At 74.1% G+C, this 26964-nt stretch carries 24 protein-coding genes; 15 read left to right on the top strand and 9 right to left on the bottom strand.

Going from position 1 to position 26964, the window contains the following annotated elements:
- Positions 1-90 precede the first annotated feature (90 nt).
- Genes ACI79I_RS17530 through ACI79I_RS17510 form a run of 5 tightly spaced genes read left to right on the top strand, consistent with a single transcriptional unit; the run spans position 91 to position 5135 of the window.
- Positions 91-1515 carry an MFS transporter gene (locus tag ACI79I_RS17530; protein WP_456993597.1) on the top strand — a complete coding sequence of 475 codons (1425 nt, stop codon included), beginning with the start codon at positions 91-93 and terminating at the stop codon, positions 1513-1515.
- A 22-nt stretch (positions 1516-1537) separates the two neighbouring features.
- Complete coding sequence (locus tag ACI79I_RS17525) at positions 1538-2413, top strand: transketolase (RefSeq protein ID WP_456993596.1); 876 nt, start codon at positions 1538-1540, stop codon at positions 2411-2413.
- Complete coding sequence (locus ACI79I_RS17520; RefSeq protein ID WP_456993595.1) at positions 2410-3453, top strand: transketolase family protein; 1044 nt, start codon at positions 2410-2412, stop codon at positions 3451-3453. Before ACI79I_RS17525 ends, ACI79I_RS17520 begins: the two co-directional genes overlap by 4 nt.
- A 12-nt stretch (positions 3454-3465) precedes the next feature.
- Positions 3466-4329 carry a sugar phosphate isomerase/epimerase family protein gene (locus tag ACI79I_RS17515; protein WP_456993594.1) on the top strand — a complete coding sequence of 288 codons (864 nt, stop codon included), beginning with the start codon at positions 3466-3468 and terminating at the stop codon, positions 4327-4329.
- Between the two features lie 50 nt (positions 4330-4379).
- Positions 4380-5135 (top strand): SDR family NAD(P)-dependent oxidoreductase, encoded by a 756-nt coding sequence (locus ACI79I_RS17510; protein WP_456945112.1) that lies wholly within the window; start codon positions 4380-4382, stop codon positions 5133-5135.
- Positions 5136-5312: 177 nt separating this feature from the next.
- On the opposite strand, the gene ACI79I_RS17505 is transcribed toward ACI79I_RS17510, so the two are convergent.
- Positions 5313-6269 carry an alpha/beta hydrolase gene (locus tag ACI79I_RS17505; RefSeq protein ID WP_456993593.1) on the bottom strand — a complete coding sequence of 319 codons (957 nt, stop codon included), beginning with the start codon at positions 6267-6269 and terminating at the stop codon, positions 5313-5315.
- 362 nt (positions 6270-6631) lie between these two features.
- On the opposite strand from ACI79I_RS17505, the gene ACI79I_RS17500 reads away from it, so the two are divergent.
- From ACI79I_RS17500 to ACI79I_RS17485, 4 genes are all read left to right on the top strand, one after another.
- On the top strand, positions 6632-10006 hold the full coding sequence (locus ACI79I_RS17500; RefSeq protein ID WP_456993592.1) for a pyruvate carboxylase: 3375 nt from the start codon (positions 6632-6634) through the stop codon (positions 10004-10006).
- 101 nt (positions 10007-10107) lie between these two features.
- Entirely contained in the window at positions 10108-11103 is a 996-nt protein-coding gene (locus ACI79I_RS17495) for an intradiol ring-cleavage dioxygenase (RefSeq protein ID WP_456993591.1), read from the top strand.
- 77 nt (positions 11104-11180) lie between these two features.
- A complete protein-coding gene (locus ACI79I_RS17490; RefSeq protein WP_456993590.1) occupies positions 11181-11537 on the top strand; it encodes a thioredoxin family protein in 357 nt (118 codons plus the stop codon).
- Between the two features lie 153 nt (positions 11538-11690).
- Positions 11691-12392, top strand: coding sequence for an HdeD family acid-resistance protein (locus ACI79I_RS17485; protein ID WP_456993589.1), 702 nt, complete (start codon positions 11691-11693; stop codon positions 12390-12392).
- A gap of 17 nt (positions 12393-12409) precedes the next feature.
- Here ACI79I_RS17485 and ACI79I_RS17480 read toward each other — a convergent pair whose 3' ends face one another.
- Positions 12410-12907, bottom strand: coding sequence for a hypothetical protein (locus ACI79I_RS17480; RefSeq protein WP_456993588.1), 498 nt, complete (start codon positions 12905-12907; stop codon positions 12410-12412).
- A gap of 193 nt (positions 12908-13100) precedes the next feature.
- Between ACI79I_RS17480 and ACI79I_RS17475 the strand changes: the two genes are divergently transcribed.
- The 4 genes from ACI79I_RS17475 to ACI79I_RS17460 all read left to right on the top strand — a co-directional run bounded on the left by ACI79I_RS17475 (position 13101) and on the right by ACI79I_RS17460 (position 16441).
- Positions 13101-13475, top strand: a complete 375-nt coding sequence (locus ACI79I_RS17475) for an STAS domain-containing protein (protein WP_456993587.1) — start codon at positions 13101-13103, stop codon at positions 13473-13475.
- Positions 13476-13507: 32 nt separating this feature from the next.
- Entirely contained in the window at positions 13508-14659 is a 1152-nt protein-coding gene (locus ACI79I_RS17470; RefSeq protein WP_456993586.1) for a glycosyltransferase, read from the top strand.
- A gap of 77 nt (positions 14660-14736) precedes the next feature.
- Positions 14737-15966, top strand: a complete 1230-nt coding sequence (locus tag ACI79I_RS17465; protein ID WP_456993585.1) for an MFS transporter — start codon at positions 14737-14739, stop codon at positions 15964-15966.
- Between the two features lie 46 nt (positions 15967-16012).
- Entirely contained in the window at positions 16013-16441 is a 429-nt protein-coding gene (locus ACI79I_RS17460) for a nuclear transport factor 2 family protein (protein ID WP_456993584.1), read from the top strand.
- Positions 16442-16482: 41 nt separating this feature from the next.
- Here the strand turns inward: ACI79I_RS17460 and ACI79I_RS17455 are convergent, their stop codons facing one another.
- The 3 genes from ACI79I_RS17455 to ACI79I_RS17445 all read right to left on the bottom strand — a co-directional run bounded on the left by ACI79I_RS17455 (position 16483) and on the right by ACI79I_RS17445 (position 20499).
- Entirely contained in the window at positions 16483-18162 is a 1680-nt protein-coding gene (locus ACI79I_RS17455) for an MDR family MFS transporter (protein WP_456993583.1), read from the bottom strand.
- Complete coding sequence (locus tag ACI79I_RS17450) at positions 18159-18797, bottom strand: TetR/AcrR family transcriptional regulator (RefSeq protein WP_456993582.1); 639 nt, start codon at positions 18795-18797, stop codon at positions 18159-18161. Before ACI79I_RS17450 ends, ACI79I_RS17455 begins: the two co-directional genes overlap by 4 nt.
- A gap of 67 nt (positions 18798-18864) precedes the next feature.
- Positions 18865-20499, bottom strand: a complete 1635-nt coding sequence (locus ACI79I_RS17445; protein ID WP_456993581.1) for a glycoside hydrolase family 13 protein — start codon at positions 20497-20499, stop codon at positions 18865-18867.
- Positions 20500-20723: 224 nt separating this feature from the next.
- Between ACI79I_RS17445 and ACI79I_RS17440 the strand changes: the two genes are divergently transcribed.
- Positions 20724-20945 (top strand): hypothetical protein, encoded by a 222-nt coding sequence (locus ACI79I_RS17440; protein ID WP_456993580.1) that lies wholly within the window; start codon positions 20724-20726, stop codon positions 20943-20945.
- Here the strand turns inward: ACI79I_RS17440 and ACI79I_RS17435 are convergent, their stop codons facing one another.
- From ACI79I_RS17435 to zwf, 4 genes are all read right to left on the bottom strand, one after another.
- Positions 20946-21770 (bottom strand): succinate dehydrogenase/fumarate reductase iron-sulfur subunit, encoded by an 825-nt coding sequence (locus ACI79I_RS17435; RefSeq protein ID WP_456993579.1) that lies wholly within the window; start codon positions 21768-21770, stop codon positions 20946-20948. It lies immediately after the preceding gene.
- The gene (locus tag ACI79I_RS17430; protein ID WP_456993578.1) at positions 21767-23566 is read right to left on the bottom strand and encodes a fumarate reductase/succinate dehydrogenase flavoprotein subunit; all 1800 of its coding nucleotides are present in this window, start codon (positions 23564-23566) and stop codon (positions 21767-21769) included. The genes ACI79I_RS17435 and ACI79I_RS17430 overlap by 4 nt, the downstream gene beginning before the upstream one ends.
- On the bottom strand, positions 23566-24396 hold the full coding sequence (locus ACI79I_RS17425; RefSeq protein ID WP_456993577.1) for a hypothetical protein: 831 nt from the start codon (positions 24394-24396) through the stop codon (positions 23566-23568). The genes ACI79I_RS17430 and ACI79I_RS17425 overlap by 1 nt, the downstream gene beginning before the upstream one ends.
- Before the next feature lie 191 nt (positions 24397-24587).
- Entirely contained in the window at positions 24588-26078 is a 1491-nt protein-coding gene (gene zwf, locus ACI79I_RS17420) for a glucose-6-phosphate dehydrogenase (protein ID WP_456993576.1), read from the bottom strand.
- Between the two features lie 134 nt (positions 26079-26212).
- On the opposite strand from zwf, the gene ACI79I_RS17415 reads away from it, so the two are divergent.
- Positions 26213-26956 (top strand): glutamine amidotransferase, encoded by a 744-nt coding sequence (locus ACI79I_RS17415; protein WP_456993575.1) that lies wholly within the window; start codon positions 26213-26215, stop codon positions 26954-26956.
- Positions 26957-26964: the final 8 nt, after the last annotated feature.

Genomic DNA, 26964 nt, shown 5'->3' with positions numbered 1-26964 from the left:
TGACGCACGCCACCCACACTCGGTCGGGAGTTGACTGTTAACAGTCAACTGATAGCGGGGACCACGCCCATCGCTCACCCGGAGACCACCATGACCGAGCGGCACCCTCCCGTCCGCGATCCACACCTCGAAGAGGTCGCCCAGTGGCACCCGATCGAGGGCACCCCCACCAAGAAGAAGGTCGCCATCGGCTGCTCCGTCGGGGCGACGATCGAGACCTACGACTTCATCGGGTTCGGCATCGCGGCGGCGCTGTACTTCAACACCGCCTTCTTCCCCGCGGACGACCCGCTGTCGGGCACGCTGCTGTCCTTCGCCACGCTGGGCATCGGTTTCGCGGTGCGCCCGCTCGGCGGGATCATCGGCGGCTACCTCGGTGACCGGATCGGCCGCAAGCCGGTCCTCGTCGGCTCCCTGCTGCTCATGGGCATCGCGACGGTGCTCATCGGCTGCCTGCCCACCTATGACCAGGTCGGCATCTGGGCCGGGATCCTCCTGGTGGTCGTCCGCGTCGTGCAGGGGCTCGCGTTCGGTGCCGAGTGGGGCGGCGCGATCCTGATGTGCTTCGAGCACGCGCCGTGGCGGAAGAAGGGCCTCTACACCGGCATCACCCAGGCCGGCTTCCCGGTCGGGCTGCTGCTGGCCAACCTGGCGTTCCTCGCCAGCGTCCCGCTGGGCGGCTCGTGGGCGTGGCGGGTGCCGTTCCTGCTCAGCGCCGTCCTGATCGTCGTGGGCATCGTGATCCGGCTCAAGGTCGAGGAGTCGCCCGAGTTCGAGGAGCTCAAGGAGGAGGGCGAGCTCTCGGAGAACCCGCTGCTCGAGGTGCTCCGCGACGACTGGCGCAACATCCTGCGCGCCTTCTGCCTGCGGATCACCGAGACCGCCGGCTACGCGGTGTCGGTCACGTTCATGCTGTCCTACGTCGCCGCCGAGGGGCTGGCCGACCGGTCGGTCACGCTCACCGCGACGATGATCGCCGCCGGGATCGGCATCTTCGCCACCACCTACTGGGGCGCGCTCACCGACCGCGTCGGGCGGCGCCCGGTGTACCTGCTGGGCACCGCGCTGCACCTGCTGTGGGGCATCCCGCTGTTCCTCGTGGTCAACACCGGCGTCGCCGTGGCGATCGTCATCGCGTTCGTCATCAGCTACGCGGTCCTGCAGAACTCGCTGGCCGGGGTGCAGGGCGCCTGGTTCTCCGAGCTGTTCGCCACGAAGACCCGCACCACGGGCGCGTCGCTGGCCTACCAGATGTCGGCCGTCGTCTCCGGCTTCACCCCGCTGATCACCACCGCGCTGTACGCCGGCCTCGGCTGGATCGGCCCGGCGCTGCTGTTCAGCGGCTACGGCCTGCTGGGCCTGGTCGCCGCGCTGGCCACCCGCGAGACCTGGGGCCGGGTCGAGCGCGAGGAGGTGGCCGCCCTGGAGCGCAGCCTCCGGACGCCGTCCACCGTCCCCGCCCCCCGTCCCGGATCGGCCGAGCGTCGGACGACCGCCGACTCGGCGACCGACTGACCCGCACGAGGAGGACCACGTCATGACCGCACTGAGCACGAGCCACGGAGCGACACCGACCGTCGACCGGGCGGAGCGGATCGAGCGGATCCGGCAGGCCGCGTACCGGATCCGGCGCAACGCCCTCGACATGGGGGAGGTGCAGGGTCAGGGCTACATCGGGCAGGCGCTGGGCGTCGCCGACGTCCTCGCGGTCGTCTACACCGACCAGCTGCGCTACCGCCCCGAGGACCCGCACTGGCCCGACCGGGACCGTCTCCTGCTCTCCATCGGCCACTACGCCATCGCGCTGTACGCGGCGCTGGCCGAGGCCGGGACCATCCCGCTCGAGGAGCTGGAGACCTACGGCTCGGACGACTCCCGGCTGCCCATGTCCGGGATGGCCTCCTACACCCCGGGCATGGAGATCTCCGGCGGCTCCCTCGGCCACGGCCTGACGGTGGCCACCGGGATGGCCCTGGGGCTGCGCCACCTCGGCAACCCCGCCCGCGTGTTCAACCTGCTCTCGGACGGCGAGCTCGACGAGGGCTCCACCTGGGAGGCCGCGATGTCCTGCGCCCACCACGGCCTGGACAACGTGACCGCGATCGTCGACGTCAACGCCCTGCAGGCCGACGGCCCCACGGCCGGCGTCCTGCGCACCGAGCCGGTCACCGACAAGTGGCGCGCGTTCGGCTGGCACGCCCTGCGGGTGGACGGCAACGGCGTCGGTGCCCTCGTCGACGCCTTCGACGAGATCCGGGAGCACCGCGGCTCGCCCTCGGTGCTCATCTGCGACACCCGCGTCGGTTGCGGGGTGCCGCTGCTCGAGGGCCGGGAGAAGGCCCACTTCATGCGGGTCGAGCAGCACGAGTGGCAGATCGCCCGCGACCAGCTGCAGGAAGGACTGGCCCGATGACCAGCACCGCACCCCGGAAGAAGCTGACCACCTCGGCGATGATCGCGTCGTTCGCCGACCCCGGTCAGCGCACCACCAGCGCACCCTTCGGGCACGCGCTCAACCGCCTGGCCGAGGAGCGGCCCGAGATCGTCGGGCTGTCGGCCGACCTGGCCAAGTACACCGACATGCACGTGTTCCGCGACGCCCACCCGGACCGCTTCTTCCAGATGGGCATGGCCGAGCAGGCGATGCTCGGGGCGGCGGCCGGGCTGGCGGAGGTCGGGCTGGTGCCCTTCGCCTCCACCTACTCGGTGTTCGCCACCCGGCGGGCCTACGACTTCCTGTGCCTCGACATCGCCGAGCCGAACCTGAACGTCAACGTCGTCGGCGCCCTGCCCGGGCTCACCACCGGCTACGGGCCGAGCCACCAGGCCACCGAGGACCTCGCGATCCTCCGCGGCTGCCCGAACCTGACGATCGTCGACCCCTGCGACTCGGTCGACATCGAGCAGGCGGTGCCCGCGCTGGCGGCGGCGCCGGGACCCACCTACCTGCGGTTGCTCCGCGGCGCGGTGCCCACGGTGCTCGACGAGTACGACTACCGCTTCGAGCTCGGCAAGGCCGCCGAGCTGCGGACCGGCCGGGACGTCGTCCTCATCTCCACCGGGCTGATGACGATGCGGGCCCTGCAGGCGGCGGCCCGGCTCGAGGCCGATCACGTCGACGTCGCCGTGCTGCACGTCCCGACCATCAAGCCGCTGGACACCGCGGCGATCCTCCGGGCGGCCCGCACCGACCGGCTCGTGGTCACCCTGGAGAACCACACCGTCGTCGGCGGGCTCGCCGAGTCGGTCGCCGCGACGCTGGCCTTCGCCGGGGTCGGGACGCGCGTGGTGCCGATCGCCCTGCCCGACGAGTTCCTCGCCGCCGGCGCCCTGCCCACCCTGCACGACCGCTACGGCCTGTCGACCGACGCCGTCGTGGCCCGGGTCAAGGCCGAGCTGGTGGGCGCCGCGCACCGCCCGTGGTCGGCCGATCCGGCTCCGGCCACGATCTGACGGGGCCGGACGATGACCGGAACGACCCCGGGCCCGCCCGTGCCGGCCGGCAGCATCGACCCCCGGCTCGGGTGCTCCACGATCTCCTTCCGGAGGCTGCCGCTGCCGGAGGCGCTGGCGCAGGTCGCCGCCCAGGGCTTCGGGGAGACCGACCTCGGTGCCCTCCCGGGGGTCTGCGACCACGTCCCTCTCCCGCTCCCCGCCTCCCTGGTCGACGAGCTGGCCGGGCAGGTGCTGGCCAGCGGGGTGGCGGTGCGGGTGGTCAACGCCGACGTCGGCGATCTGGACGACCCCGACCTCGACGGACCGGAGCTGCACGAGCGGCTGCACCCCCTGGCCGAGCTGGCCCGGGCGGTCGGCACCTCGACGGTCGTGCTGCCGTGCGGCCGGGCCGGGACGACGCCACGCAGCGAGCTGGCCGACGACGTCGCCGCGGTGGCCCGGGCGCTCACCACTGCCGCCGACCTCCTCGGGGACGCGGGCCTGGACCTCCTCGTCGAGGCCCCGCACTCCCGGCGGCTGTGCGCCGACCTCGACCGGGCCGAGATGCTGTCCGAGGCGCTCGGTGACGCACCCGTCGGCCTGGTGCTCGACCTCAGTCACGTGGTGGCCAGCGGCGGGGACGAGGTGGACGCCGTGCGCCGGTTCGGCGACCGCATCGGCCACGTGCACCTGCGCGACGCCGTCCGCGGCGACATCAACCGCAGCATCGGCCGCGGCGAGGTCGACTTCCCGGCGGCGATCGGAGCGCTGACCGCCGCCGGCTACCGGGGCCACTACAGCCTCGAGCTCGAGACGCACGACATCGACGACGCCGACCGACCGGCCGAGGCCGGCCGGGCCGGCCGCTTCATCAGCTCTCTCCTGCAGGCCTGACGCCTGCTGTCCCCTCACCCCCACCCACTCCTCTGGAGGAGACCGTGTCCGTGTCCGACAAGACCGCCGTCATCACCGGTGCCGGCTCCAAGCGCGGCATCGGCCGCGCCACCGCCCACACCCTCGCCGCCGCCGGCTGGAACGTCGCCGTCCTCGACCTCGACGAGGCCAGCGCCAAGGACGCCGCCCACGAGGTCGCCGACCGCCACGGCGTCCAGGCCGTCGGGATCGGCTGCGACATCACCGACGAGGCCTCGGTGGAGAACGCCCTCGCCGTCCTGGACGGCGCGCTGCCCCCGGTCGGCGCCCTGGTCAACAACGCCGGCATCACCTCGCCGACCCCGTTCCTCGAGGTCAGCGGGGAGGAGTGGGACCGCATCTTCGCCGTGAACGTGCGCGGCGCCTTCAACGTCACCCGGCGCCTGGCGCCGGGCATGGCCGAGCGCGGCTTCGGCCGCATCGTGTTCCTCTCCTCGGTGTCGGCGGAGCGGGGCGGCGGGGTCTTCGGCGGGGTGGCCTACTCCGCCGCCAAGGCCGCCGAGCTCGGCTTCACCCGGGCGCTGGCCCGCGAGCTGGGGCCGCACGGCATCACGGTCAACGCCGTCGCGCCCGGGCTGATCGACACCGACATCACCGGAGGGGCGCTCGAGGGTGAGCGCAAGACCCAGCTGGTGGCCGGGATCCCGGTCGGCCGCAACGGCCGGGTCGCCGACGTCGCGGACCTGATCACCTACCTGTGCCGCGAGGAGACCGGGTACGTCACGGGAGCCACCTACGACGTCAACGGCGGCTCGCACATCCACTGACGGAGGACCTGCCTGCGGGGTCCCGCCACTCGCACGCTCGTGGCGGGACCCCGCAGGGAGACCGACGGCCGGACGGCGTTCCCGGACGCCCTGGTCGACCCACCCCGAGGAGGCGTCGTGTCGGACTGCTCACCCGGGATCGAGGCCTCCCCGGCCGACGTCCAGGCCGCACCGCCCTCAGGGGCGCCGGGCGAAGGCGGCCACCTGCTCCGCGCACAGCTCGGCCAGCGCCTGGGGAGCGGCCCGGCAGATCCGCGGGAAGCTGAGGTACCCGTGCGGCATCCCGACGTACTGCGTCAGGCGCACCGGCACGCCGGCCGCCCGCAGCGCCTCGGCGTAGCGCAGGCCGTCGTCACGGATCGGGTCGTGCTCGGCGACCTGCACCAGCGCCGGTGGCAGCCCGGAGAGGTCGCCGGCGAACAGGGGAGAGGCGTAGGGCTGCCGCGGGTCCTGACCGCCCAGGTAGTGGTCGCGGAAGGCGAGGCAGTCGGCCTTGGTCAGGATGGGCGCGGAGGCGTTCTCCTCGATGGAGGGACTGCTCATGGTGAGGTCGACCGCCGGGTAGACCAGTCCCTGGTGGGCGATCCGCGGGCCGGAGCGGTCGCGGGCCACGAGGCTGACCACCGCGGCCAGGTTGCCCCCGGCGCTGTCGCCCATGACGGCCACCCGGTCGGGGTCGGCGCCGAGCTCGCCCGCCCGGCCCACCACGTCGACGAGCGCTGCGTAGCAGTCCTCGGCGGCGGCGGGCCAGCGGTGGCCGGGCGCCAGGCGGTAGTCCACCGAGACGACGACGGCCCCGGTGGTGACCGCGACGGAGCTGCACGACCAGTCGGCGGTGTCGAGCGAGCCGATGGTCCAGCCACCGCCGTGGAAGTTGACCACCAACGGCAGCGGGCCGGCCGGCGCACGGTCGGGCCGGTAGACCCGGACGGGCACGGGCCCGACCTCGCCCTTCGCCGTCGTGTCGGTGAGCCGCACGCCGGCGGCGACCCGGCCGAACAGGAGGTCGGTCACCGGGTTGTGGCCGATCCTGCGCTGCTGCACCCGCCGCAGCCGGGCCTCGTCCATCGTGGCGACCGACATCTGCCCGGCCAGCCGCCCGAGCAGCCGCACCCGCAGGTCCATCCGCGCCATGCGCGCGTCCCCTCTCCCCGTCCGGGCCCCGGGTCACCGCCCGGGGTCCGGGAGCCCGGCGCGGACGCCGTCCCTCGGGACGGGGGCGATGCGGTGGATCGGCCCCAGCGTGCTACACGGCGCGTCGCCCGGTCGCCTCGGGGCGATCGGCCCGGGACGTCGTCCGGTCGGGGGCGCCGGCCACGAGGGCACCTCGGCGCCGGGGTGCCGCCGCTGGACGGGACCCCGACCCGAGTGCTCGACTGTCGCTCCGGCGTCGACTCGTCCGTCGGCCCACGACCGACCACCCCGGTGGGAGACCGGTCCGCCGACGCCCCACCCACCCTGCCCCCCAGGTCGGACCCAGAAGACGGAGTGAGTCCATGTTCTCCAAGGTGCTGGTGGCCAACCGCGGTGAGATCGCCGTCCGGGCGTTCCGTGCCGCGTACGAGCTCGGGATCGGCACGGTCGCGGTCTTCCCCTGGGAGGACCGCAACTCCGTGCACCGGCTCAAGGCCGACGAGAGCTACCAGATCGGCGAGGTCGGGCACCCGGTCCGGGCCTACCTGTCCGTCGACGAGGTCGTCGGGGCGGCGCAGCGGGCCGGGGCCGACGCCGTGTACCCCGGCTACGGGTTCCTGTCGGAGAACCCGGACCTGGCCGAGGCGTGCGCGCGGGCGGGGATCACCTTCGTCGGACCACCGGCGTCGGTGCTCGAGCTGACCGGCAACAAGGCGCGGGCGATCGCCGCCGCGCGGGAGGCGGGCCTGCCGGTGCTGGCCTCCACCGAGCCCAGCGCCGACCTGGACACCCTGCTGGCCGCGGCCGAGGCGCTGCCGTTCCCGGTGTTCGTCAAGGCCGTGGCCGGTGGCGGCGGGCGCGGCATGCGCCGGGTCGAGGACCCCGCCGACCTGTCCGCGGCGGTGCAGGCGGCGATGCGGGAGGCGGAGTCGGCGTTCGGGGACCCGACGGTCTTCTGCGAGCAGGCGGTGGTCGACCCCCGCCACATCGAGGTGCAGGTCCTGGCCGACGGCGCCGGGAACGTGGTGCACCTGTTCGAGCGGGACTGCTCGGTGCAGCGGCGGCACCAGAAGGTGGTCGAGCTCGCTCCGGCCCCGAACCTGGACCCGGAGCTGCGGGAGCGGATCTGCGCCGACGCGGTCGCCTTCGCCCGCTCCATCGGCTACGTCAACGCGGGCACCGTGGAGTTCCTGCTCGACCGCGAGGGCCGGCACGTCTTCATCGAGATGAACCCGCGGATCCAGGTGGAGCACACGGTCACCGAGGAGGTCACCGACGTCGACCTGGTGCAGTCCCAGCTGCGGATCGCGGCGGGGGAGACGCTGGCCGACCTGGGGCTGGCGCAGGAGACGATCGTGCTGCGGGGTGCGGCGCTGCAGTGCCGGATCACCACCGAGGACCCGGCCAACGGGTTCCGTCCCGACACCGGCCGGATCACCGCCTACCGCTCGCCGGGCGGGGCCGGGATCCGGCTGGACGGCGGGTCCTCGCTGGGCGCGGAGGTCGGCGCGCACTTCGACTCGATGCTGGTGAAGCTGACCTGCCGCGGCCGGGACTTCGGCATCGCCGTGGCGCGGGCGCGGCGGGCGGTGGCGGAGTTCCGCATCCGCGGGGTGGCGACCAACATCCCGTTCCTGCAGGCGGTGCTCGACGACCCCGACTTCCGCGCCGGGCGGGTGACGACGTCGTTCATCGAGGAGCGCCCCGAGCTGCTCACCGCACGCAGCTCCGCCGACCGCGGCACCAAGCTGCTGACCTACCTGGCCGACGTGACGGTGAACCGGCCGCACGGCGAGCGCCCCCACCTGCTCGACCCGCTGGAGAAGCTGCCCGCCGTCGACCTGCGCGCCACCCCGCCGGCCGGCTCCCGGCAGCGACTGGCCGAGCTGGGCCCCGAGGCCTTCGCCGCCGACCTGCGCGCCCAGACGGCGTTGGCGGTCACCGACACCACCTTCCGCGACGCCCACCAGTCGCTGCTGGCCACCCGGGTGCGCACCAAGGACCTGCTCGCCGTCGCCCCTGCCCTGGCGAGGACGATCCCCGAGCTGTTCAGCCTGGAGTGCTGGGGCGGGGCGACCTACGACGTGGCGCTGCGGTTCCTGCACGAGGACCCGTGGGACCGGCTGGCCGCACTGCGCGAGGCGGTGCCCAACGTCTGCCTGCAGATGCTGCTGCGCGGCCGCAACACCGTCGGCTACACGCCCTACCCGGAGCAGGTGACCGACGCCTTCGTGCGGGAGGCCGCGGCCACCGGCATCGACGTCTTCCGCATCTTCGACGCGCTCAACGACGTGGCCCAGATGCGCCCGGCGATCGACGCCGTGCGGGAGACCGGGACGGCGGTCGCGGAGGTGGCGCTGTGCTACACCGGCGACCTGGCCGACCCCGGGGAGACGCTCTACACCCTCGACTACCACCTCCGGCTGGCCGAGCAGATCGTCGACGCCGGCGCGCACGTGCTGGCGATCAAGGACATGGCCGGTCTGCTCCGCCCGCCGGCGGCCGCCCGCCTGGTGACCGCGCTGCGCGAGCGGTTCGACCTGCCGGTGCACCTGCACACCCACGACACCGCCGGCGGGCAGACCGCCACCCTGCTGGCCGCGTGGCAGGCGGGGGTGGACGCCGTGGACGGCGCGGTCGCGAGCATGGCGGGCACCACGTCGCAGCCGCCGCTGTCGGCGATCGTCGCGGCCACCGACGCCACCGACCGGGCCACCGGCCTGGACCTCGCCGCCGTCAACGACCTCGAGCCGTACTGGGAGGCGGTGCGCCGGGTCTACGCGCCCTTCGAGTCGGGGCTCGCGTCGCCGACCGGGCGGGTCTACACCCACGAGATCCCCGGCGGGCAGCTGTCCAACCTGCGCCAGCAGGCCATCGCGCTGGGCCTCGGGCAGCGGTTCGAGGAGGTGGAGGACGCCTACGCCGCGGCCGACCGGCTGCTGGGCCGGCTGGTCAAGGTCACCCCGAGCTCCAAGGTGGTCGGCGACCTGGCGCTGCAGCTGGTCGGCTCCGGCGTCACCGTCGAGGACTTCGCCGCCGACCCGGGGAAGTACGACCTGCCCGACTCGGTGATCGGCTTCCTGCGCGGCGAGCTGGGCGACCCGCCCGGCGGCTGGCCCGAGCCGTTCCGCACCCGCGCGCTGGAGGGCCGCCGGGAGGCGCAGCCGCCGGCCGAGCTGTCGCAGGAGGACCTCGACGGGCTGGCCAAGGAGCCCCGCGCGACCCTCAACCGGCTGCTCTTCCCGGGACCCACCCGCGAGTTCACCGCCCACACCGAGCAGTACGGCGACGTGTCGGTGCTGCCCACCAAGGAGTTCCTCTACGGCCTGCGCACCGGCACCGAGCACGCCGTCGACCTCGAACCCGGGGTGCAACTGCTCCTGGGGGTGGAGGCGGTCTCCGACCCCGACGAGCGCGGCATGCGCACGGTCATGTGCACCCTCAACGGGCAGCTGCGCCCGGTGAGCGTGCGGGACCGCAACGTCGACGCCCAGGTCAAGGCCGCCGAGAAGGCCGACCGCAGCGACCCGCGCCAGGTCGCCGCACCCTTCGCCGGCGTGGTCACCCTGCAGGTGGGGGAGGGCGACCCGGTGGAGGCCGGGCAGGGCATCGCCACCATCGAGGCCATGAAGATGGAGGCCGCCATCACCGCACCCGTCGCCGGCACCGTCTCCCGCGTCGCGATCGGGCAGGTGCAGCAGGTCGAGGGCGGGGACCTGCTCGTGGTCCTGGGCTGAGCCGGCGCCGCCCCTCACAGGGGGTCCCCAGGGTCGTTCCAGGTCCCGTCCCGGTCCGGTGCCGATCATCGTCGGGGTCACGACGAGAGGACGGAGAGCGCATGGCACCTGACCGGGGAGCGACGTACGAGGGGCGGCCCCTGCCCCGACCGCGGGAGGAGCTGGTGGACCAGGGGCTCGGCTTCGACGTCGGCACGCTGCTGAGCCGGCGCCGGGTGCTGGCACTGCTCGGCCTGGGCGCGGCCAGCGCGGGGCTGGCCGCGTGCGGCGCGGACGGCTCGTCCGGGGCGACGTCCTCGGCGTCGTCCTCGGCGTCGGCCGGTGGGACGACGGCGGCGGGGGAGATCCCCGAGGAGACCGCCGGCCCCTACCGGGGCGACGGCTCCAACGGGCCGGACGTGCTCGAGCAGAGCGGCATCGTCCGCAGCGACATCCGGTCCAGCTTCGGCGGGGCCACCGGGACCGCCGAGGGGGTGCCGATGACCCTGGAGCTCACCGTCACCGACCTCGCGAACGGCGGCGTCCCGTTCGAGGGGGTGGCCGTCTACGTCTGGCACTGCACCCGCGAGGGCGGCTACTCGATGTACTCGGCCGGCGTCGAGGACCAGAACTTCCTGCGGGGCGTGCAGGTCGCCGACGCCGCAGGGACGGTGCGCTTCACCAGCATCTTCCCGGCCTGCTACAGCGGGCGGTGGCCGCACGTCCACTTCGAGGTCTACCCCGACCAGGCCTCGATCACCGACTCCACCACGGCTCTGGCCACCTCGCAGGTCGCCCTCCCGCAGGACGTCTGCGACACGGTGTACGCCCAGCCCGGCTACGAGGCCTCGGTGACCAACCTGGCCCGGGTGAGCCTCGACAGCGACAACGTCTTCGGTGACGACGGCGGCGCCAGCCAGCTCGGCGCCGTCACCGGGGACGTGACCCGCGGGTACACCGTCACCCTCGCCGTGGGGGTGGACACCACCACGACCCCGACCGGAGGACAGCTCGGGGGCGACGGCGCCCCGTCCGGCGCCCCCGGTGGCGCACCGCCCGCCGGAGGACCCGGTGGAGCGCCGCCGTCCGGCGGACCGGGCGGCTCCCCGCCGAGCTGACCCGGCGACCGGGAGGACTCGGAGCCCACCGACCCGGGTACCCGGCTCGGTGGGCTCCGCCGCACCCGGGAGGGACGATGACCACGGTCCACCTCTCCGTGGACGACTTCGCCGACGCGGTCACCGCCGAGGGCATCGTCCTGGTCGACTTCCGCGCCTCCTGGTACCGACCCAGCCGGTCGTTCGCGCCGGTCTTCGCCGCCGCCGCCGAACGCCATCCCGACCTGGTCTTCGCCACCGTCGACACCGAGACCGAGCGGGAGCTGGCCGCCGCGGTGGGCGTGCGCTCGGTGCCGACCCTCATGGTGTTCCGAGACGGCGTCCTGGTGTACGCCGAGCCCGGCTCGCTGCCTCCCGACTCGGTGGAGCTGCTCATCGCCACGGTCCGCGACCTGGACATGGTGGCGGTCCGGGAGCAGTTCCCCCGCGGGTGACCCACGGCCGTGGTCGGCCCGCTCCGAGAGGGCCAGGCTCACTCCCGCCCGATGACCTACGGCCGTGGTCGGCCCGCTCCGGGAGGACCAGGCTCGCTCCCGTCCGATCCCACCGGCGTGCGGCTGCACGCCCGGCGACCGTTGGAGGACGCCATGGACGACGGAGGACGCACGGGCCTGGAGGAGCCGGCGCGGGTGCTGGTCCGCGGGGCGGCCCGCTACTGGTGGGTGATGCTGGTCGTCGGGGTCGCCTGGCTGCTCCTCGCCTGGGTCGTGCTGCGTGCCGACGTCGGGTCGATCGCGGCGGTCGGGGTGCTGCTCGGCATCGTCTTCGTGGCGGCCGGGGTCAACGAGGCCGCGCTGGCCGGCCTGGTGTCCGGCGGCTGGAGGGTCCTGCACTACGCGCTGGGGGCCCTGTTCGTGCTGGCAGGGCTGTGGGCGTTCATCCGGCCGATCAACACCTTCTTCGCGCTGGCCTCGGTGCTCGGCCTCGTGCTGTTGTTCGCCGGGACGTTCGACATCGCCCGCGGCATCGCCTCCCGGGGGGAGACCCCGTACTGGTGGACCGGGCTGGTCAGCGGGGTGGCCCTGCTGCTGCTCGCGCTCTGGGTGTCCACCGACGACCCGGCGGACACCCTCGCGCGCCGCACCTTCCTGATCCTGTTCTGGGTCGGGGTCATGGCGCTGTTCCGCGGCATCTCGTCGCTCATGCTGGCCTTCACCCTGCGGCACGTGGGGCGGACCCCGGCCGGCGAGGTCCCCGGCGGAGGCCCGCGCGGGATCGACGTCGCCGACGTCGTCCCGCCGCAGGAGCGCCGGGAGCCGGCGGCCCGCGAGGAGGCGCCGCGGACCTGAGCGGCCGCCACCGGCGGTCAGCCCTCGGCGAGGGTCAGGGTCAGGGTGCCGGTGCCGTCGCCGTGCTCGACGAACGTGCCGTCGCCGTGGGCCCCGCGGTGGTCGCCGGACCCGCCGGTGACCGCGAGGGTCTTCTCCGGCGGCGGCGCGTTCTCGAAGGCGTAGGTGAGGGTGCCCCGGCCGTCGAGGGTGACGACCGCGGTGCAGTTCGCCAGGCCCGAGGGATCGACCACCACGCAGCTGCCGACCTCGTGGCCGACCTCGCGGCCCTCCTGGAGCAGCCGGTCGGAGAAGACGATGACGTCCGCGGGGGAGGGGCCGGGCTGACCCAGGTCGGTGTAGCTGAACGGGCTCAGGACGGCGTCGAAGCGCAGGGTCACCTCGCCGCCGGCGGCGTCGTCCCCGCTCTCCTCGGCGCCGGCCGTGGCGCCGGGCAGCAGGAGGGCGGAGGCGGCCAGGCCGGAGGCGGCCAGGGCGGCGCCGAGCACGGCGAGGGAGATGCGGCGTCGGGTCATCAGGGCTCCTGGGGGTCGGGTGAGCCCGACCGACTCTGCGCCGGTTCCCCGGCCGCGGGGAGGGCCCTCCGTCCCTGGCCGGTACGACACCGTTCCGTTACAGTTCTGGTCGGGTTGAGCCTGCAGCCCGCGCCCTCCGAGCGCAGGCGACGACCGGTCGACGGCACCGCCTCGCTCATCCGCCGAGGTGATGATGTCCCCCTCCTCGATCGTCCGCCGTCTGCCCGGGCCGGCGACCGTCCTCGTCGAGCTGGACCCGGTCGGTGGCCGGCTGCTGCTGGCCGGGCAGCTGGACCGCCGGACGACCCACCTGCTGCACGCCGCGGTGTCGGCCCTGCTGGCCGGCGGCTGTGCGCACTGGACCGTCGAGGTGAGCGGCCTGACCGTGGCCGACCACGCGGCCCTCCGGGCGATCGGGGCCGCCTACCGCCGGGCCATCCGGCACGGTCGCCGGCTGACCATCCTGGGCACCTCGCCCGCGCTGCACGGTGCCCTGACCCGGCTGCGGCTGGACCGCCACGTGCTCGAGCCCGGCGAGCCGGCACCCCCGGTCCCCGTCCCGGCCTGAGCCGTGGGCGACCGCCCTCCCGAGGAGCAGGCGTGACCGACGTCGAGGTCCGCCGACCGGACGGCCTGCCCGGTGCCGAGCCCACCCCCGTCCCCGTCCTGCTCGTGATCGACTCCCTCGACGGAGGCGGCGCGGAGCGGTACGTGGTCGACCTGGCGATCGCCCTGCGGCGCCGCGGGTGGCCGGTGGAGGTGGCCTGCTCGGTCGGCGGGGTGCGTTCGGCCGCCCTCGAGCAGGCCGGCGTGCCGGTGGTCGTGCTGGTCGGCGAGCTGGTGAAGCGGCGGGTGAGCGGGCCCTACTGCCGAGCGCTGCGCCGCCTGGTCCTGGAGCGCAGACCCGCCGTCGTCCACGCCCACCTGTTCGCCAGCGCCGCCGCCGCCGTGCGGGCCACCCGGGGGCTGGGGATCCCCGTCGTGCTCACCGAGCACACCGAGGCGCCGTGGCGCGGGGTGTCGGACCGGGCGGTCAGCCGGTGGGTCTACCGGCGCGCCGACCACGTCCTGGCCGTGTCCTCGGCCATCCGCGACCTGCTGGTCGACGGCTTCGGTGTCCCTGCCGACCGGGTCGAGGTCGCGCTGCCGGCCACGACCACCCGGCTCCCCGGCCGGCCGCCCGCCCGTCCGGCGGCCCCGGTCGTCGGGGTGGTGGGCCGGCTGGTCCCGGAGAAGGGGGTGGACGTCTTCCTGCAGGCGGCGTCCCTGGTGCGGGCCGCCGTCCCGTGGGCCCGGTTCGTCGTGGTCGGGGACGGCCCCCTGCGCGCCGACCTGCAGGCTCGGGCCACCGCCCTCGGCCTCGACGGCGCGGTCGAGTTCACCGGCTACCGGGACGACGCCCCGACGGTCATCGCCGGCCTCGACGTCCTGGTCGTGCCGTCGCGCTCGGAGGGGTCACCGCTGGTCGTCTGCGAGGCGATGGCCGCCGGGATCCCCGTCGTCGCCACCCGCGTGGGCGGGCTGCCCGACCTGGTCGAGAACCGGGGGAGCGGGTTCCTGGTCCCGCCCGGGGACGGCGACGGCGTCGCCCGGGCCGTCGTCTCCCTGCTGCTCGACCCCGGCTCCGCCCGGCGCATGGGGCAGCGCGGCCGCGAGCTCGCGGCCTGCCGGTCCCACGCGCGGCTGGTCGACCGGGTGGCGGCGGTCTACGCGGGGCTCGCCCGGCGCGCGCCCGGGCCGCTCGCCCGCTGACCCGGCGCGTCCGCGGCCCGGCTCCCGGCCGCAGGACCACCGCACGGTGGTCCTGGTCACAGGCGCAGAGTCGGGGCATGGACCCGCGACCGGCCGACGAGGGGCACCGGGCTGGCGAGCGGGGGTTCCGCCGTGCGTCGCTGGCCATCTTCCTGGCCGGTGTCGCGGTGTTCGCCATGCTCTACCTGCCGCAGGTCCTGCTCCCCGAGCTCTCGCGCGTCTTCGGCCGCTCGTCGGCCGCCTCGACGCTGGCCGTCTCGGTCGCGACCGCCGGCCTCGCCGCCGGGCTCCTCGTGCTCGGCCCGGTGTCCGACCGCCGCGGGCGGACGGCGATCCTGCACGGCAGCCTGGCCGCCGCCGCGGTGCTCGGGGCGCTGGTCGCCGTGGCGCCGTCCTGGCCGGTGCTGCTCGTGCTCCGCGCGCTGCAGGGCTTCGCGCTGGCCGGCCTGCCCGCCGTGGCGGCGGCCTACCTGCGCGAGGAGCTGCACGCCTCGGTGAGCGCGCGGGCCATCGGGCTGTTCGTCAGCGGCAACGCCATCGGCGGGCTGACCGGCCGGCTGCTCGGCGGTCTGCTCGTCGACCTCGGCGGGTGGCGGGCGGCGGCCGGGGGCATCGCCGTGCTCGGGGTCGTCTGCGCGGTCGCCGTCCGGCTGCTGCTGCCGCCGTCCCGCCGGTTCGTGCGGGTGCCGCGGCAGGTGCCGGTGCTGCGCCAGCTGGCCGCGGGGTTCACCGACCCGGTGCTGCTGGGCCTCTACGGCCTCGCGGCGCTGCTCATGGGCGCGTTCGTGGCCGTCTACAACGCGGCGACGTTCCGGCTGGAGTCCCCGCCGTACGCGCTGACGCCCGCGGTCGCCGGTCTGGTCTTCCTCGCCTACCTGCTCGGGTCGGCCAGTTCCGCGCTCGGCGGTGAGCTGGCCGGCCGCTTCGGACGGCGGCCGGTGGTCCCGGTCGCGGTGGCGGTCATGGCCGGCGGGGTGGCGCTGACCCTCGCCGCGCCGCTGGCGTGGTTCGTGGCCGGGATGTGCGTGCTCACCGTCGGCTTCTTCGCCGCGCACGGCGTGGCCAGCGGCTGGGTGGCGCTGCGGGCGGCGTCGGGCGGCCGCGCGGTCGGACAGGCCGCCTCGCTGTACTCGTTCTGGTACTACGCCGGCTCGTCGGTGGGCGGCACGCTGGCCGGGCTGGCCTGGGACGGCGGCCGCTGGCCGGCCGTGGTGCTGCTCGGCGGGGGCCTGACCGTCGCCGCACTCGTCCTGTCCGTCGTCCTCGGCCGCACCGCGACCCTGCCGCCCGGCCCGGACCCTCGTTGACCCAGGACCCTGGCCGGCCCGGCCGCGTCGCGGCGAGCATGGCCGCGTGCCCTTCGACGTCGAGCGGTTGCTGCGGCTGTGGACCGACCCGCTGCCGGACGACGGTGCCGCCGTCGCGGCCTTCCGGGAGCTCTACGCCGACCCCGTGCGGGTCAACGGGACGCCGATCGCCGCGTCCGACCTCGTCGCCCGGGCCCGGGCCGTGCAGGCGGTCTTCGAGCGGCCGGAGCGCGAGGTGGTCGCGGTCGTCGACGGCGGCGAGCGGGTCGCCGTCGCCTTCCGGATGCGCGGCCGCCAGGTGGGGCCGTGGACGACCACCGCGGGCTCGCTGGAGCCGACCGGCCGCGAGCTGGTGCTCCGGGTGATCGACGTGCTGACGCTCTCCGACGGCCGGATCACCGACATCGTCATGGTGGCCGACGAGCTCGGGGCGCTGGCCGCCCTGGACGCCGTCCGGCTCGTCCCGCCGTCCTGACGGCTCCGGCGCCGGGAGGTCCCCGGTGCCGGAGCCGGCGGTCAGCCTCGGACGGCGGAGGACCGCTCCTCGTCCGCCGCGTCCCGGGCACGCAGGCCGGTGCTCTCCTCGTCCTCGGGGCCGGCGTCGTCGGGGCGGGCGGACCCGTGCAGCGACGGGTCCTCGACGGCCTCGCCGCGGGCCACCATCCCGGCCACGTCGGACAGCGGGATCTCCTTGAGCAGCAGCGCGAGCACCAGCGCGATGGCGAAGGCGGGCAGCAGGTAGCCGAACACCGGGGCGAGGGCGTCGGCGTAGGAGTCCACGATCGCGGTGCGCAGCGGTTCACCGGCCGCCTGCACCGCCTGCGGGACCAGGCTGTCGGGCGAGGTGATGCCCGCAGCGACCGCCTGCTCGGCGTTGGCCTGCAGCGCGCCGCCGAGGTTGTCGGCGAGCCGGCTGGTGAAGATCGTGCCGAAGATCGCCACGCCGAGGGTGGCACCGACCTCGCGGAAGTAGTTGTTGGTGGCGGTCGCCGAGCCGAGGTCCGACGGCGGGACGGCGTTCTGCGCCACCAGCACCACGATCTGCATGATCAGGCCCAGGCCCAGACCGACGACGAACAGCATCGTGCAGACGGTGAACAGCGAGGTCGCGCCCGACAGGCTGGTCATCCAGACCATCGCCGCCGCCACGATCAGCACGCCGGCGACCGGGAAGGCCTTGTACCGGCCGGTCCTCGTGGTCGCGATGCCCGAGCCGATGACGGTGATGAACAGGCCGCCCATCATCGGCAGCATCAGCAGGCCGGAGTTGGCCGCCGAGGTCCCGGAGGCCATCTGCAGGAACGTCGGCATGAAGGCGATCGCCGAGAACATGCCCAGGCCGACGGCGGCCCCCAGCGCCGTGGTGACGACGAAGGTGCCGTTGCGGAACAGGGACATCGGGATGATCGGCTGCACGGCGCGGTGCTCGACCAGCACGAAGGCGGTGGCCGACACGACGAACGTCGCCATGAGCGCCAGCGTCCACGGGTCGGTCCAGCCCCAGTCGCCGCCGAAGTCGGTGGAGAAGACCAGCGAGGTGGTCGCGGCCGACAGGGTGACGATGCCGGCGTAGTCGACCGGCTCGGAGTTCCTCTTCCGCGGCAGGGTCAGCGCGAACCAGCCGATGGCCAGCGCCCCCACGCCGACCGGCACGTTGATCCAGAAGCACCACTGCCAGCCCAGGCTGGCCGAGTCGGTCAGCCAGCCGCCGACCAGGGGCCCGCCGACGGCGGACAGGCCGAAGATGGCCCCCAGCGGGCCCATGTACTTGCCGCGCTCCCGGGCGGGGACGACGTCGGCGATGATCGCCTGGCTCAGGATCATCATCCCGCCGCCGCCGAGGCCCTGGACCCCCCGCCAGACGACGAACCAGGTGAAGTCCGGCGACAGCGCCGCTCCCACGCTCGCGACGGTGAACAGGCCGATGGCCAGGAGGAACAGGGTGCGCCGGCCCCAGAGGTCGCCGAACTTGCCGTAGACGGGCATGACCAGGGTGCTGGCCAGCAGGTAGGCCGTGGTCACCCACGCCATGTGCGAGACGCCGCCGAGGTCACCGACGATCGTGGGCATCGCGGTGGAGACGATCGTCTGGTCGAGGCTCGAGACGAGCATGCCGGCGACCAGCGCCGAGAAGATGAGGTTGACCCGGCGGCGGGTCAGGACGATCGGTGCCGAGTCGGTGGTCGGGGTGGTCAACGTGCTCCCTGGTCCGGTGCTGGTGCCGAGTCCGTCGGCGCGGTGGAGAGGACGGCGAGGAAGGCGGTCCTCGTCGCCTGGAGGTGGTCGTGCAGCGGGGTGCCGTCGTCGGCGTCGAACCAGGAGCGGGCCGCCGTCCGTACGAGGGCCTGGGCGGCGGCCGCCGTCGCCGAGCAGCCGGTGTCCGGCGTGGGGAGACCGCGCCGGTCGGCGAGCAGGCCGGCGATCTCCTGCTCGAGGGACACCTCGCGGGCCAGGTGGGCGGCCAGCAGTCGCGGCTCCCGTTCCGCGAGGGCGATGACCGTCTGCAGGCCGGCCCGGCCGACCTCGTCGAACTGCGCCGACGGGTCGAGCAGGTCCAGGAGGTCGGTCAGCAGGTCACCGGTGGGCCCGCCGGCGACGAAGGCGGCCCGGCTCTCGGGCGTGCCGACCTGCGGCTGCGGGCCGAGGACGGCCTGCTCCTTGGACTCGAAGTAGTTGAAGAAGGTGCGCAGCGAGACGCCCGCGCGGCCGCAGACCTGCTCGACCGTCACGCCGTCCAGGCCGTGCGCGAGCACGAGTTCCTGGGCCGCCTCGGTCAGCCGCCGCCGGGTGTCGGCCTTCTTCTGCTCCCGCAGACCACCTTCGACGTGCACGTCGTGCAGTTTTGCACGCCGTGCAGAAAATGGCCCGGACCTGTGCCCGACGGCACAGGCCCGGTGTTCAGTCCTCCAGGATCCAGACCGCGCTGTTCGGCGGGAGGACGACGCCGCCCCCCGACTGCCGGACGCGGGTGGTGGAGGCCAGCAGCACGGTGCCCGGGCAGGCGGCGATCGTGGTCTCGGCGCCCATGTTGACCACGCACCGGACGGCCTCGCCGGACCCGGTGCTGCGCACGGTCAGCACCTCGCCCTGCGTGTCCACCGTCGCGGTGCCGGAGCCGAACGCCGGGTGCGCCTTCCGGAGGGCGAGCGCCCGCCGGTGCAGCGTCAGTGCCGAGCCGCCCTGGCCGGCCTGCAGGGACACCGCGTACCGGCGCCAGTCCCGGGGGATCGGCAGCCACGGCTCGGCTGCGGTCGCATCGGCGGAGAAGCCGACCCCCGGCGTCGGGTTCCAGGGCATCGGGACGCGGCAGCCGTCGCGGCCGGCCCGGGCACCGCCGCTGCGCAGGAAGATCGGGTCGCGCTTGGCCTCGTCGGGGACGACGGCCTGCGGCAGGCCGAGCTCGTCCCCCGCGTAGAGGTAGGCCGAGCCCGGCAGGGCCAGCAGCAGCAGGGCCGCCGCGCGGGCGCGGGCGCGGCCGACCGTCCCGCCGCCGAAGCGGGTGACCTGGCGGTCCTTGTCGTGGTTGCCCAGGACCCAGGAGACCGGGGCACCCACCCCGCCGAAGGCGTCCAGCGCGGAGGAGATGGCCTCGGCGAACGACGCGGTGTCCCACGGCGACTTGAGCAGCCGGAAGGACAGCGACTGGTGCATCTCGTCGGGCCGCGAGTACAGCGCCACCTGCTCGAGGTCGGCCAGGCACACCTCGCCGACGAGCATGGTGTCCGGGTACTCGTCGCAGATGGCCCGCCAGCGCCGCCAGACGTCGTGCACCTCGGGCTGGTTCCACGTCATGGCCTGCTCGGGCCCGTGGCCGAAGAGGGTGGGGGAGTAGGCGCCCGGGTTGTCCCGCAGCTGCGCGTCCTTGAACAGGCCGTAGGCGACGTCCACCCGGAAGCCGCTGACCCCCCGGTCCAGCCAGAACCGCAGGGTCTCCTCGAAGTCGGCAGCGACGGCGGGGTCGCGCCAGTTGAGGTCGGGCTGCTCGGGGGCGAACAGGTGCAGGTACCACCGCCCGTCCGGGGTGCGCGACCACGCCGGCCCGCCGAAGAGCGACTGCCAGTTGTTCGGCGGCTCCTCCGACGCCGGCGCGAAGTGGTAGCGCCCGGCCTCGGGGCACGTCGGGTCGGCGAGCGCGGCCTGGAACCACGGGTGCTGGTCCGAGGTGTGGTTCGGGACGACGTCGAGCACCACGCGCAGCCCGAGCCGGCGAGCGTCGGCGACCACGGCCTCGAGGTCGGACACGTCGCCGTAGTCCGGGTCCACCGCGCGGTAGTCGATGACGTCGTAGCCGCCGTCCGCGCCGCCCGAGGGGTAGTGCGGGTTGATCCAGACGGCGTCGACGCCGAGCCACGCCAGGTAGGGCAGCCGCTGGCGCAGGCCCCGCAGGTCTCCGATGCCGTCGCCGTCGCTGTCGGCGAAGGAGCGCAGGTACACCTGGTAGACGACCGCGTCCCGCCACCAGGGGGTGGAGGCCGTGGCGGGAGCGACCCGGCGCTGGGTCGCGGTCCTCGCGAGAGAGAGGCGGCGTGCCATGCCGTCACTATCGGCGGACGGTGACTCTCAGCTGTGTGCCAGGTCCCACGAATGACCCGGAGGTGTTGGGCAGAACTCGCCAACTGCCCAGGTCGGGTGTCACCCGTGTGGCGGGCGTGACCGACGGGTCGGGGAGAGGTCACCCGACAGGGTGGCTGGGCGGCGTGCGGCCCCGCCGGCTGGGTACCGCACCCGGCAGGCAGCCGACCGACGGAGGGCGAGCGATGCAGCGGGATCCCCGGCCCGGTGAGGACGACGTCGACCGCGACGACGCCGAGGCACTGACGCGGGCGGAGGGTGGTGGGGACAGCGACGCCCCGGACGCCGCCGGCACGACGGGCACCGGGGAGGCCGGCGGTTTCGTCGGGCGCGTCGCGGGCGGCGACGACCCCGGGGACGCCGGCGAGAGCGGCGCGGAAAGGCGGGCGGCAGCGGGGGAGGGCTGATCACTCCCGGGGGCGTCGGCGGATCTTCGACCCCAGCCAGGTGAGCGGGTCGTACTTCCGGTCCACCACCCGCTCCTTGAGCGGGATGATGCCGTTGTCGGTGAGGTGGATGCCTTCCGGGCAGACCTCGCTGCAGCACTTGGTGATGTTGCAGTAGCCGAGCCCGAACTCCTCCTGCGCGGCGTCGCGGCGGTCCCGCACGTCCAGCGGGTGCATGTCCAGCTCGGCCAGCCGGATGAGGAACCGCGGCCCGGCGAAGGCCCGCTTGTTCTCCTCGTGGTCGCGGATGACGTGGCAGGTGTCCTGGCAGAGCCAGCACTCGATGCACTTGCGGAACTCCTGGGGCCGTTCGACGTCCACCTGCTGCATGCGGTGGTTGCCGTCGGGGTCCCGCGGCCGGGGGGTGAACGCCGGGATCTGCGCGGCCTTCTCGTAGTTGTACGAGACGTCGGTGACCAGGTCGCGGATCACCGGGAAGGTCCGCAGCGGGGTGACGGTGACCGTCTCGTCCTCGGCGAAGGTGCTCATGCGGGTCAGGCACATCAGCCGCGGCCGGCCGTTGACCTCCGCGCTGCAGGACCCGCACTTGCCGGCCTTGCAGTTCCACCGGACGGCGAGGTCCCCGGCCTGGGTCTGCTGCAGCCGGTGGATCACGTCGAGCACCACCTCGCCCTCGTTGACCGGGACGGTGAACGTCTCCAGGTCGCCGCCGGAGGCGTCGCCGCGCCAGACCCGGAAGGTGGCGTCGTAGCTGCGACCGCTCGCGGCCGCGGGCTGCTGGGCCGCGTCGGTCGCGCTGGCCGGCCCGTCCACGAGGTCGGTCACGGCTGCTCCTCGAAGATCTCGGCGAGTTCGGGCGGCATCTCCGGCAGGGGCTGGCGGGCCACGCTCACCCCGCCGTCCGGCGCCCGGGTGCAGACCAGGTTGATCCGCGCCCAGTCGGCGTCCGCGGCGGGGAAGTCGTCGCGGGTGTGCCCGCCGCGGCTCTCCTCGCGGGCCAGGGCGGCGCGGGCGATGCACTCGCTGACCACGAGCATGTGCGGGAGGTCCAGGGCGAGGTGCCACCCGGGGTTGTACTGGCGGTGTCCCTCGACGGAGAGCGCGTCCACCCGCCGCGCGAGGTCGGCGATCCGGTCCAGCGCCCGCTCCATCTCCGGCGCGGTGCGGATGATCCCGACCAGGTCGTGCATCGTCTGCTGCAGGTCCAGCTGCACCGTGTACGGGTTCTCCCCGCCCTCCCGCTCGAACGGCGCGAGGGCCGCGCGGGCCGCGTCGGCGAGCGCCTCGTCGGCCAGCTCGACCAGGCCGGCCCGCTTGTGGGCGTGCTCGGCCGCGGCCACGCCGGCGCGCCGGCCGAACACCAGCAGGTCCGACAGCGAGTTGCCGCCCAGCCGGTTCGAGCCGTGCATCCCGCCGGCGACCTCACCGGCCGCGAACAGCCCGGGCACCCGGGCGGCGGCGGTGTCCGGGTCGACCTCCACCCCGCCCATGACGTAGTGGCAGGTGGGCCCGACCTCCATCGCCTCGGCGGTGATGTCGACGTCGGCCAGCTCCTTGAACTGGTGGTACATCGACGGCAACCGCCTGCGGACGTACTCGGCGGGGCGGCGTGAGGCGATGTCGAGGAAGACGCCGCCGTGCGGGGACCCGCGGCCGGCCTTCACCTCGCTGTTGATCGCGCGGGCCACCTCGTCGCGGGGCAGCAGCTCGGGTGGACGGCGGTTGTTCTTCTTGTCGTCGTACCAGCGGTCGGCCTCGTCCTCGGTCTCCGCGGTCTCCTTGCGGAAGAAGTCCGGGATGTAGTCGAACATGAAGCGGTTGCCCGCGGAGTTCTTCAGCACGCCGCCGTCGCCGCGGACGCTCTCGGTGACCAGGATCCCGCGCACCGACGGCGGCCAGACCATCCCGGTGGGGTGGAACTGGACGAACTCCATGTTCACCAGCGAGGCACCCGCCTGCAGTGCCAGGGAGTGGCCGTCGCCGGTGTACTCCCAGGAGTTGGAGGTGACCTTGTACGCCTTGCCGATCCCGCCGGTGGCCAGCACGACCGAGGGCGCCTGCCAGGCGACGAAGCGGCCCGACTCGCGCCAGTAGCCGAAGGCACCGGTGACCCCCTCGCTGTCGGTCAGCAGGCGGGTGACGGTGCACTCCATGTAGACGTCGATGCCGAGGGCGACGGTGCGCTGCTGGAGGGTGCGGATCAGCTCGAGACCGGTGCGGTCGCCGACGTGGGCCAGCCGGGCGAACCGGTGCCCGCCGAAGTCGCGCTGGCTGATCAGCCCGTCGGGGGTCCGGTCGAACAGGGCGCCCCAGTCCTCCAGCTCGTGCACGCGGTCGGGCGCTTCCTGCGCGTGCAGCTGGGCCATGCGCCAGTGGTTGAGCATCTTCCCGCCGCGCATGGTGTCCCGGAAGTGCACCCGCCAGTTGTCGTCGGGCCAGGCGTTGCCCATCGCCGCGGCGATGCCGCCCTCCGCCATGACCGTGTGCGCCTTGCCCAGCAGGGACTTGCAGACCACGGCGGTGCGCGCGCCCTCCTCGTGGGCGGCGATGGCGGCCCGCAGGCCCGCTCCGCCGGCGCCCACGACGACGACGTCGTAGTCGTGCCGTTCGAGCTCCACCATCAGAAGAACCTCAGATCCGAGATCGTGCCGGTGGCCAGGAGGAAGACGTAGAAGTCGGCGAAGGCGACGCCGAACAGCGAGATCCACGCGTACTTCATGTGGTTGGCGTTGAGCCGCGAGACCAGCGTCCAGGCGCGGTAGCGCATGGGGTGCCGGGAGAAGGAGTTCAACCGCCCGCCGACGATGTGCCGGCAGGAGTGGCAGGACAGCGAGTACAGCCACAGCAGGGCCGCGTTGGCCAGCAGCACCAGGGTGCCCAGCCCCATGTGCCCCCAGGCGCCGGTCTCGTCCCGGAAGGCCAGGACGGCGTCGTAGGTCAGGACGACGTTGAACAGCAGCCCCAGGTAGAAGAAGTACCGGTGCAGGTTCTGGCCGAGCAGGGGCAGCCGGGTCTCGCCGGTGTAGCGCTTGTGCGGCTCGGCGACCGCGCAGGCCGGTGGGGAGAGCCAGAAGGAGCGGTAGTAGGCCTTCCGGTAGTAGTAGCAGGTCAGCCGGAAGCCCAGCGGCACGACCAGGATGTAGATCGCCGGTGAGATCCACGACGGCCCGGTGAACAGCTCGGGGAACGTGTCGCCCTCGCACCCGGTGGTGATGCACGGGGAGTAGAAGGGCGAGATGTAGGGCTCGCTGAAGTAGTACGCGTTCTGGAACGCGCGGAACGTCGAGTAGACGACGAACAGCACCAGTGCGACGACGGTGATCGCCGGCTGCAGCCACCAGCGGTCGGTGCGCAGCGTCCGCGCCGCGATCGCCGCGCGGCGCGGGGCCGGCCCGCCGTTGCCGTGCCCCGGGCTGACCGCCCCGGAGCCGCGGGGCGCGGTGGCGGTCACGACGCCGTGCGGTCCGGTCCGGTGCCCACCCCTGCGGTGGCGCGCCTGCGCGCCGCGACCTCGAACTGCTCCAGGGACATCGCTGCCTCCAGGTGCTGCTGGCCCGCCGGCCCGGCGGTGGAGCGCAGTCGACCACGGACGCGGAGTGGGGGGAAGGGCTTTGTCGGCGTCCGCCGCGTCCGTTCCGGCGCTCAGCCCAGGTTCCGCCAGGTCCGGCCGTGCCGGGTCATCAGCGCGGCGGCCTCCGGCGGACCCCAGGTGGCCGCCTGGTACAGCGGGATGGGCTGCTGGTCGGCCTCCCAGCAGCGCAGCACCGGGTCGACGATCCGCCACGACCGGCCGACCTCGTCGGCGCGCGTGAACAGCGTGGGGTCACCGATCAGGGCGTCGAGGATGACCCGCTCGTAGGCGTCCGGGGACTGCTCCTCGAAGCTCTCGTAGGAGAAGTCCATGGAGGCCTTCTGCACCCGGAACGCGTGCCCGGGGACCTTCGCGCCGAACCGGAGGCTGAGCCCCTCGTCGGGTTGGACACGGACGACCAGGGCGTCGGGTTCCAGGTGGGTGGCGGTCCCCGGGAACAGCGGCAGCTGCGGGGGACGGCGGAACTCCATGGCCACCTCGGTCACCCGTGCGGGCAGCCGCTTGCCGGTGCGCACGAAGACCGGCACGCCCGTCCACCGCCAGTTGTCGATGTCCAGCCGCAGCGCCACGAAGGTCTCCGTCGAGCTGAGCGGGTCGACCCCGGGCTCGTCCCGGTAGCCCGGCATGAGCTCCTCGCGGGTGCCGCCGCGGGTGTACTGGCCGCGCACCGCGTTGGCGGCGACGTCCGCCGGGTCGTCCAGCGGGCGGATCGCCCGCAGCAGTTTCACCTTCTCGTCCCGGATCGCCTCCGCGTGGAACGAGGTCGGGGGCTCCATGAGGAACAGCGAGAGCACCTGGAGCACGTGGTTCTGCACGATGTCGCGCATCGCCCCGGCCGTCTCGTAGAACCCGCCGCGGGCGCCGACGCCGATCGTCTCGGCGACGGTGATCTGCACGTCGTCGACCCACGTCCTGTTCCAGATCGGTTCGAACACGGAGTTGGCGAACCTCAGGGCGAGCAGGTTCTGCACCGTCTCCTTGGCCAGGTAGTGGTCGATCCGGAAGACCTGCTCCTCGTCGAACGCCGAGGTCAGGTCCGTGTACAGCGCCCGGGCGCTGTCCTCGTCCCAGCCGAAGGGCTTCTCGATCACCGCCCGGACGAAGCAGCCGTCCGCGGGCCGGCTCAACCCCGCCTTGCCCAGCCTCACCGCGATCAGGCCGAACAGCCGCGGCGGCGTGGCGAAGTAGTACACCCGGTTGCCGGCGGTCCCCAGGTCGCGGTCGCACTCGGCCAGGACCTGCGACAGCCGGGCGTAGGTCGCGGGGTCGTCGTACCCACCGGCCACGTACCGGGCCGCCGCGGTGAGCTCCTGCCAGCGGCCGTTGCCCTCGCCGCGGGCCCGCTCCCGGCAGTAGCCGCGGAACTCGTCGTCGCCCATCGGCGTCCGGGCGACCCCGACGAGGGCCACCTCGCCGGGGAGGGCGCCGTACCCGGCGAGCGCCTCGACGGCCGGCAGCAGCTTCCGCTGGGTCAGGTCGCCCGAGGCGCCGAAGATGACCAGTGCGCAGGGCGGCGAGCGCCGGTCGGGTTGCGTCGTCATGGGTGGGGCACCCCTCCCCGCAGGTCCGGCGGGGCCGGTGCCCGTCGCGCCGGGATGGGCCGTTTCTACTCCCGGTGCAGGCGGTGCGGAAGGACGGCGGGCCGGCGGTGGCGCGATGCGGGAAGCTGGTCGGCATGGCAACCCCGCCCGGACGGCCGTTCCTGCTGCTGGCCTCACGGGCCGAGGACGTCGCCGCGGACGAGGAGTACGCGGCGTTCCTGCGCCTGACGGGGCTGGCCGAGGGGCAGCTGCGCCGGATCCGCCTGGAGGCCGGTCCGCTGCCGGAGCTCGACCTCGACGACTACTCGGGGATCCTCCTCGGCGGGGGGCCGTTCAACTCCAGCGACCCGGCCGAGGACAAGTCCGCCGTCCAGCGCCGGGTCGAGGCCGAGCTCTCCGCCCTGCTCGACCGGGTCGTCGCCCGGGATTTCCCCTTCCTGGGCGCCTGCTACGGCGTCGGGACGCTCGGCGTGCACCAGGGCGGCGTGGTCGACCGGACCTTCGGCGAGCCGATCTCGTGCGTGCCGATCGAGCTCACCGCCGCCGGGCGGGCGGACCCGCTCCTGGCCGGCGTACCCGACGTCTTCGACGCGCTGGTCGGGCACAAGGAGGCCTGCCGGGTGCTGCCGCCGTCCGCGGTGTTGTTGGCCACCTCGCCGGGCTGCCCGGTCCAGATGTTCCGGGTCGGGCGCAACGTGTACGCCACCCAGTTCCACCCCGAGCTCGACGTCCCCGGCATCGTCACGCGGGTGCGGGTCTACCAGCACGCCGGCTACTTCGCGCCCGACGAGATGGAGGAGCTCATCGCCCGCCTCGAGCTGGCCGTGGTGAGCGCCCCGGGGCTGGTGCTCGCCAACTTCGTCGCCCGGTACGCCTGACGACAGCG

The sequence above is a fragment of the Geodermatophilus sp. SYSU D01105 genome (assembly GCF_054050095.1).
Note: the sequence above shows the minus strand (reverse complement) of the source record. Positions and strands in the feature narration are given on the sequence as shown.

What these genes read in the sequence shown, in the direction of transcription:
- ACI79I_RS17530 (WP_456993597.1), top strand. Translation starts at nt 91, where the DNA reads ATGACCGAGCGGCACCCTCCCGTCCGCGATCCACACCTCGAAGAGGTC.
- ACI79I_RS17525 (WP_456993596.1), top strand. Translation starts at nt 1,538, where the DNA reads ATGACCGCACTGAGCACGAGCCACGGAGCGACACCGACCGTCGACCGG.
- ACI79I_RS17520 (WP_456993595.1), top strand. Translation starts at nt 2,410, where the DNA reads ATGACCAGCACCGCACCCCGGAAGAAGCTGACCACCTCGGCGATGATC.
- ACI79I_RS17515 (WP_456993594.1), top strand. Translation starts at nt 3,466, where the DNA reads ATGACCGGAACGACCCCGGGCCCGCCCGTGCCGGCCGGCAGCATCGAC.
- ACI79I_RS17505 (WP_456993593.1), bottom strand. Translation starts at nt 6,269, where the DNA reads ATGGCGCGGATGGACCTGCGGGTGCGGCTGCTCGGGCGGCTGGCCGGG.
- ACI79I_RS17500 (WP_456993592.1), top strand. Translation starts at nt 6,632, where the DNA reads ATGTTCTCCAAGGTGCTGGTGGCCAACCGCGGTGAGATCGCCGTCCGG.
- ACI79I_RS17495 (WP_456993591.1), top strand. Translation starts at nt 10,108, where the DNA reads ATGGCACCTGACCGGGGAGCGACGTACGAGGGGCGGCCCCTGCCCCGA.
- ACI79I_RS17490 (WP_456993590.1), top strand. Translation starts at nt 11,181, where the DNA reads ATGACCACGGTCCACCTCTCCGTGGACGACTTCGCCGACGCGGTCACC.
- ACI79I_RS17485 (WP_456993589.1), top strand. Translation starts at nt 11,691, where the DNA reads ATGGACGACGGAGGACGCACGGGCCTGGAGGAGCCGGCGCGGGTGCTG.
- ACI79I_RS17480 (WP_456993588.1), bottom strand. Translation starts at nt 12,907, where the DNA reads ATGACCCGACGCCGCATCTCCCTCGCCGTGCTCGGCGCCGCCCTGGCC.
- ACI79I_RS17475 (WP_456993587.1), top strand. Translation starts at nt 13,101, where the DNA reads ATGTCCCCCTCCTCGATCGTCCGCCGTCTGCCCGGGCCGGCGACCGTC.
- ACI79I_RS17465 (WP_456993585.1), top strand. Translation starts at nt 14,737, where the DNA reads ATGGACCCGCGACCGGCCGACGAGGGGCACCGGGCTGGCGAGCGGGGG.
- ACI79I_RS17445 (WP_456993581.1), bottom strand. Translation starts at nt 20,499, where the DNA reads ATGGCACGCCGCCTCTCTCTCGCGAGGACCGCGACCCAGCGCCGGGTC.
- ACI79I_RS17440 (WP_456993580.1), top strand. Translation starts at nt 20,724, where the DNA reads ATGCAGCGGGATCCCCGGCCCGGTGAGGACGACGTCGACCGCGACGAC.
- ACI79I_RS17430 (WP_456993578.1), bottom strand. Translation starts at nt 23,566, where the DNA reads ATGGTGGAGCTCGAACGGCACGACTACGACGTCGTCGTCGTGGGCGCC.
- zwf (WP_456993576.1), bottom strand. Translation starts at nt 26,078, where the DNA reads ATGACGACGCAACCCGACCGGCGCTCGCCGCCCTGCGCACTGGTCATC.
- ACI79I_RS17415 (WP_456993575.1), top strand. Translation starts at nt 26,213, where the DNA reads ATGGCAACCCCGCCCGGACGGCCGTTCCTGCTGCTGGCCTCACGGGCC.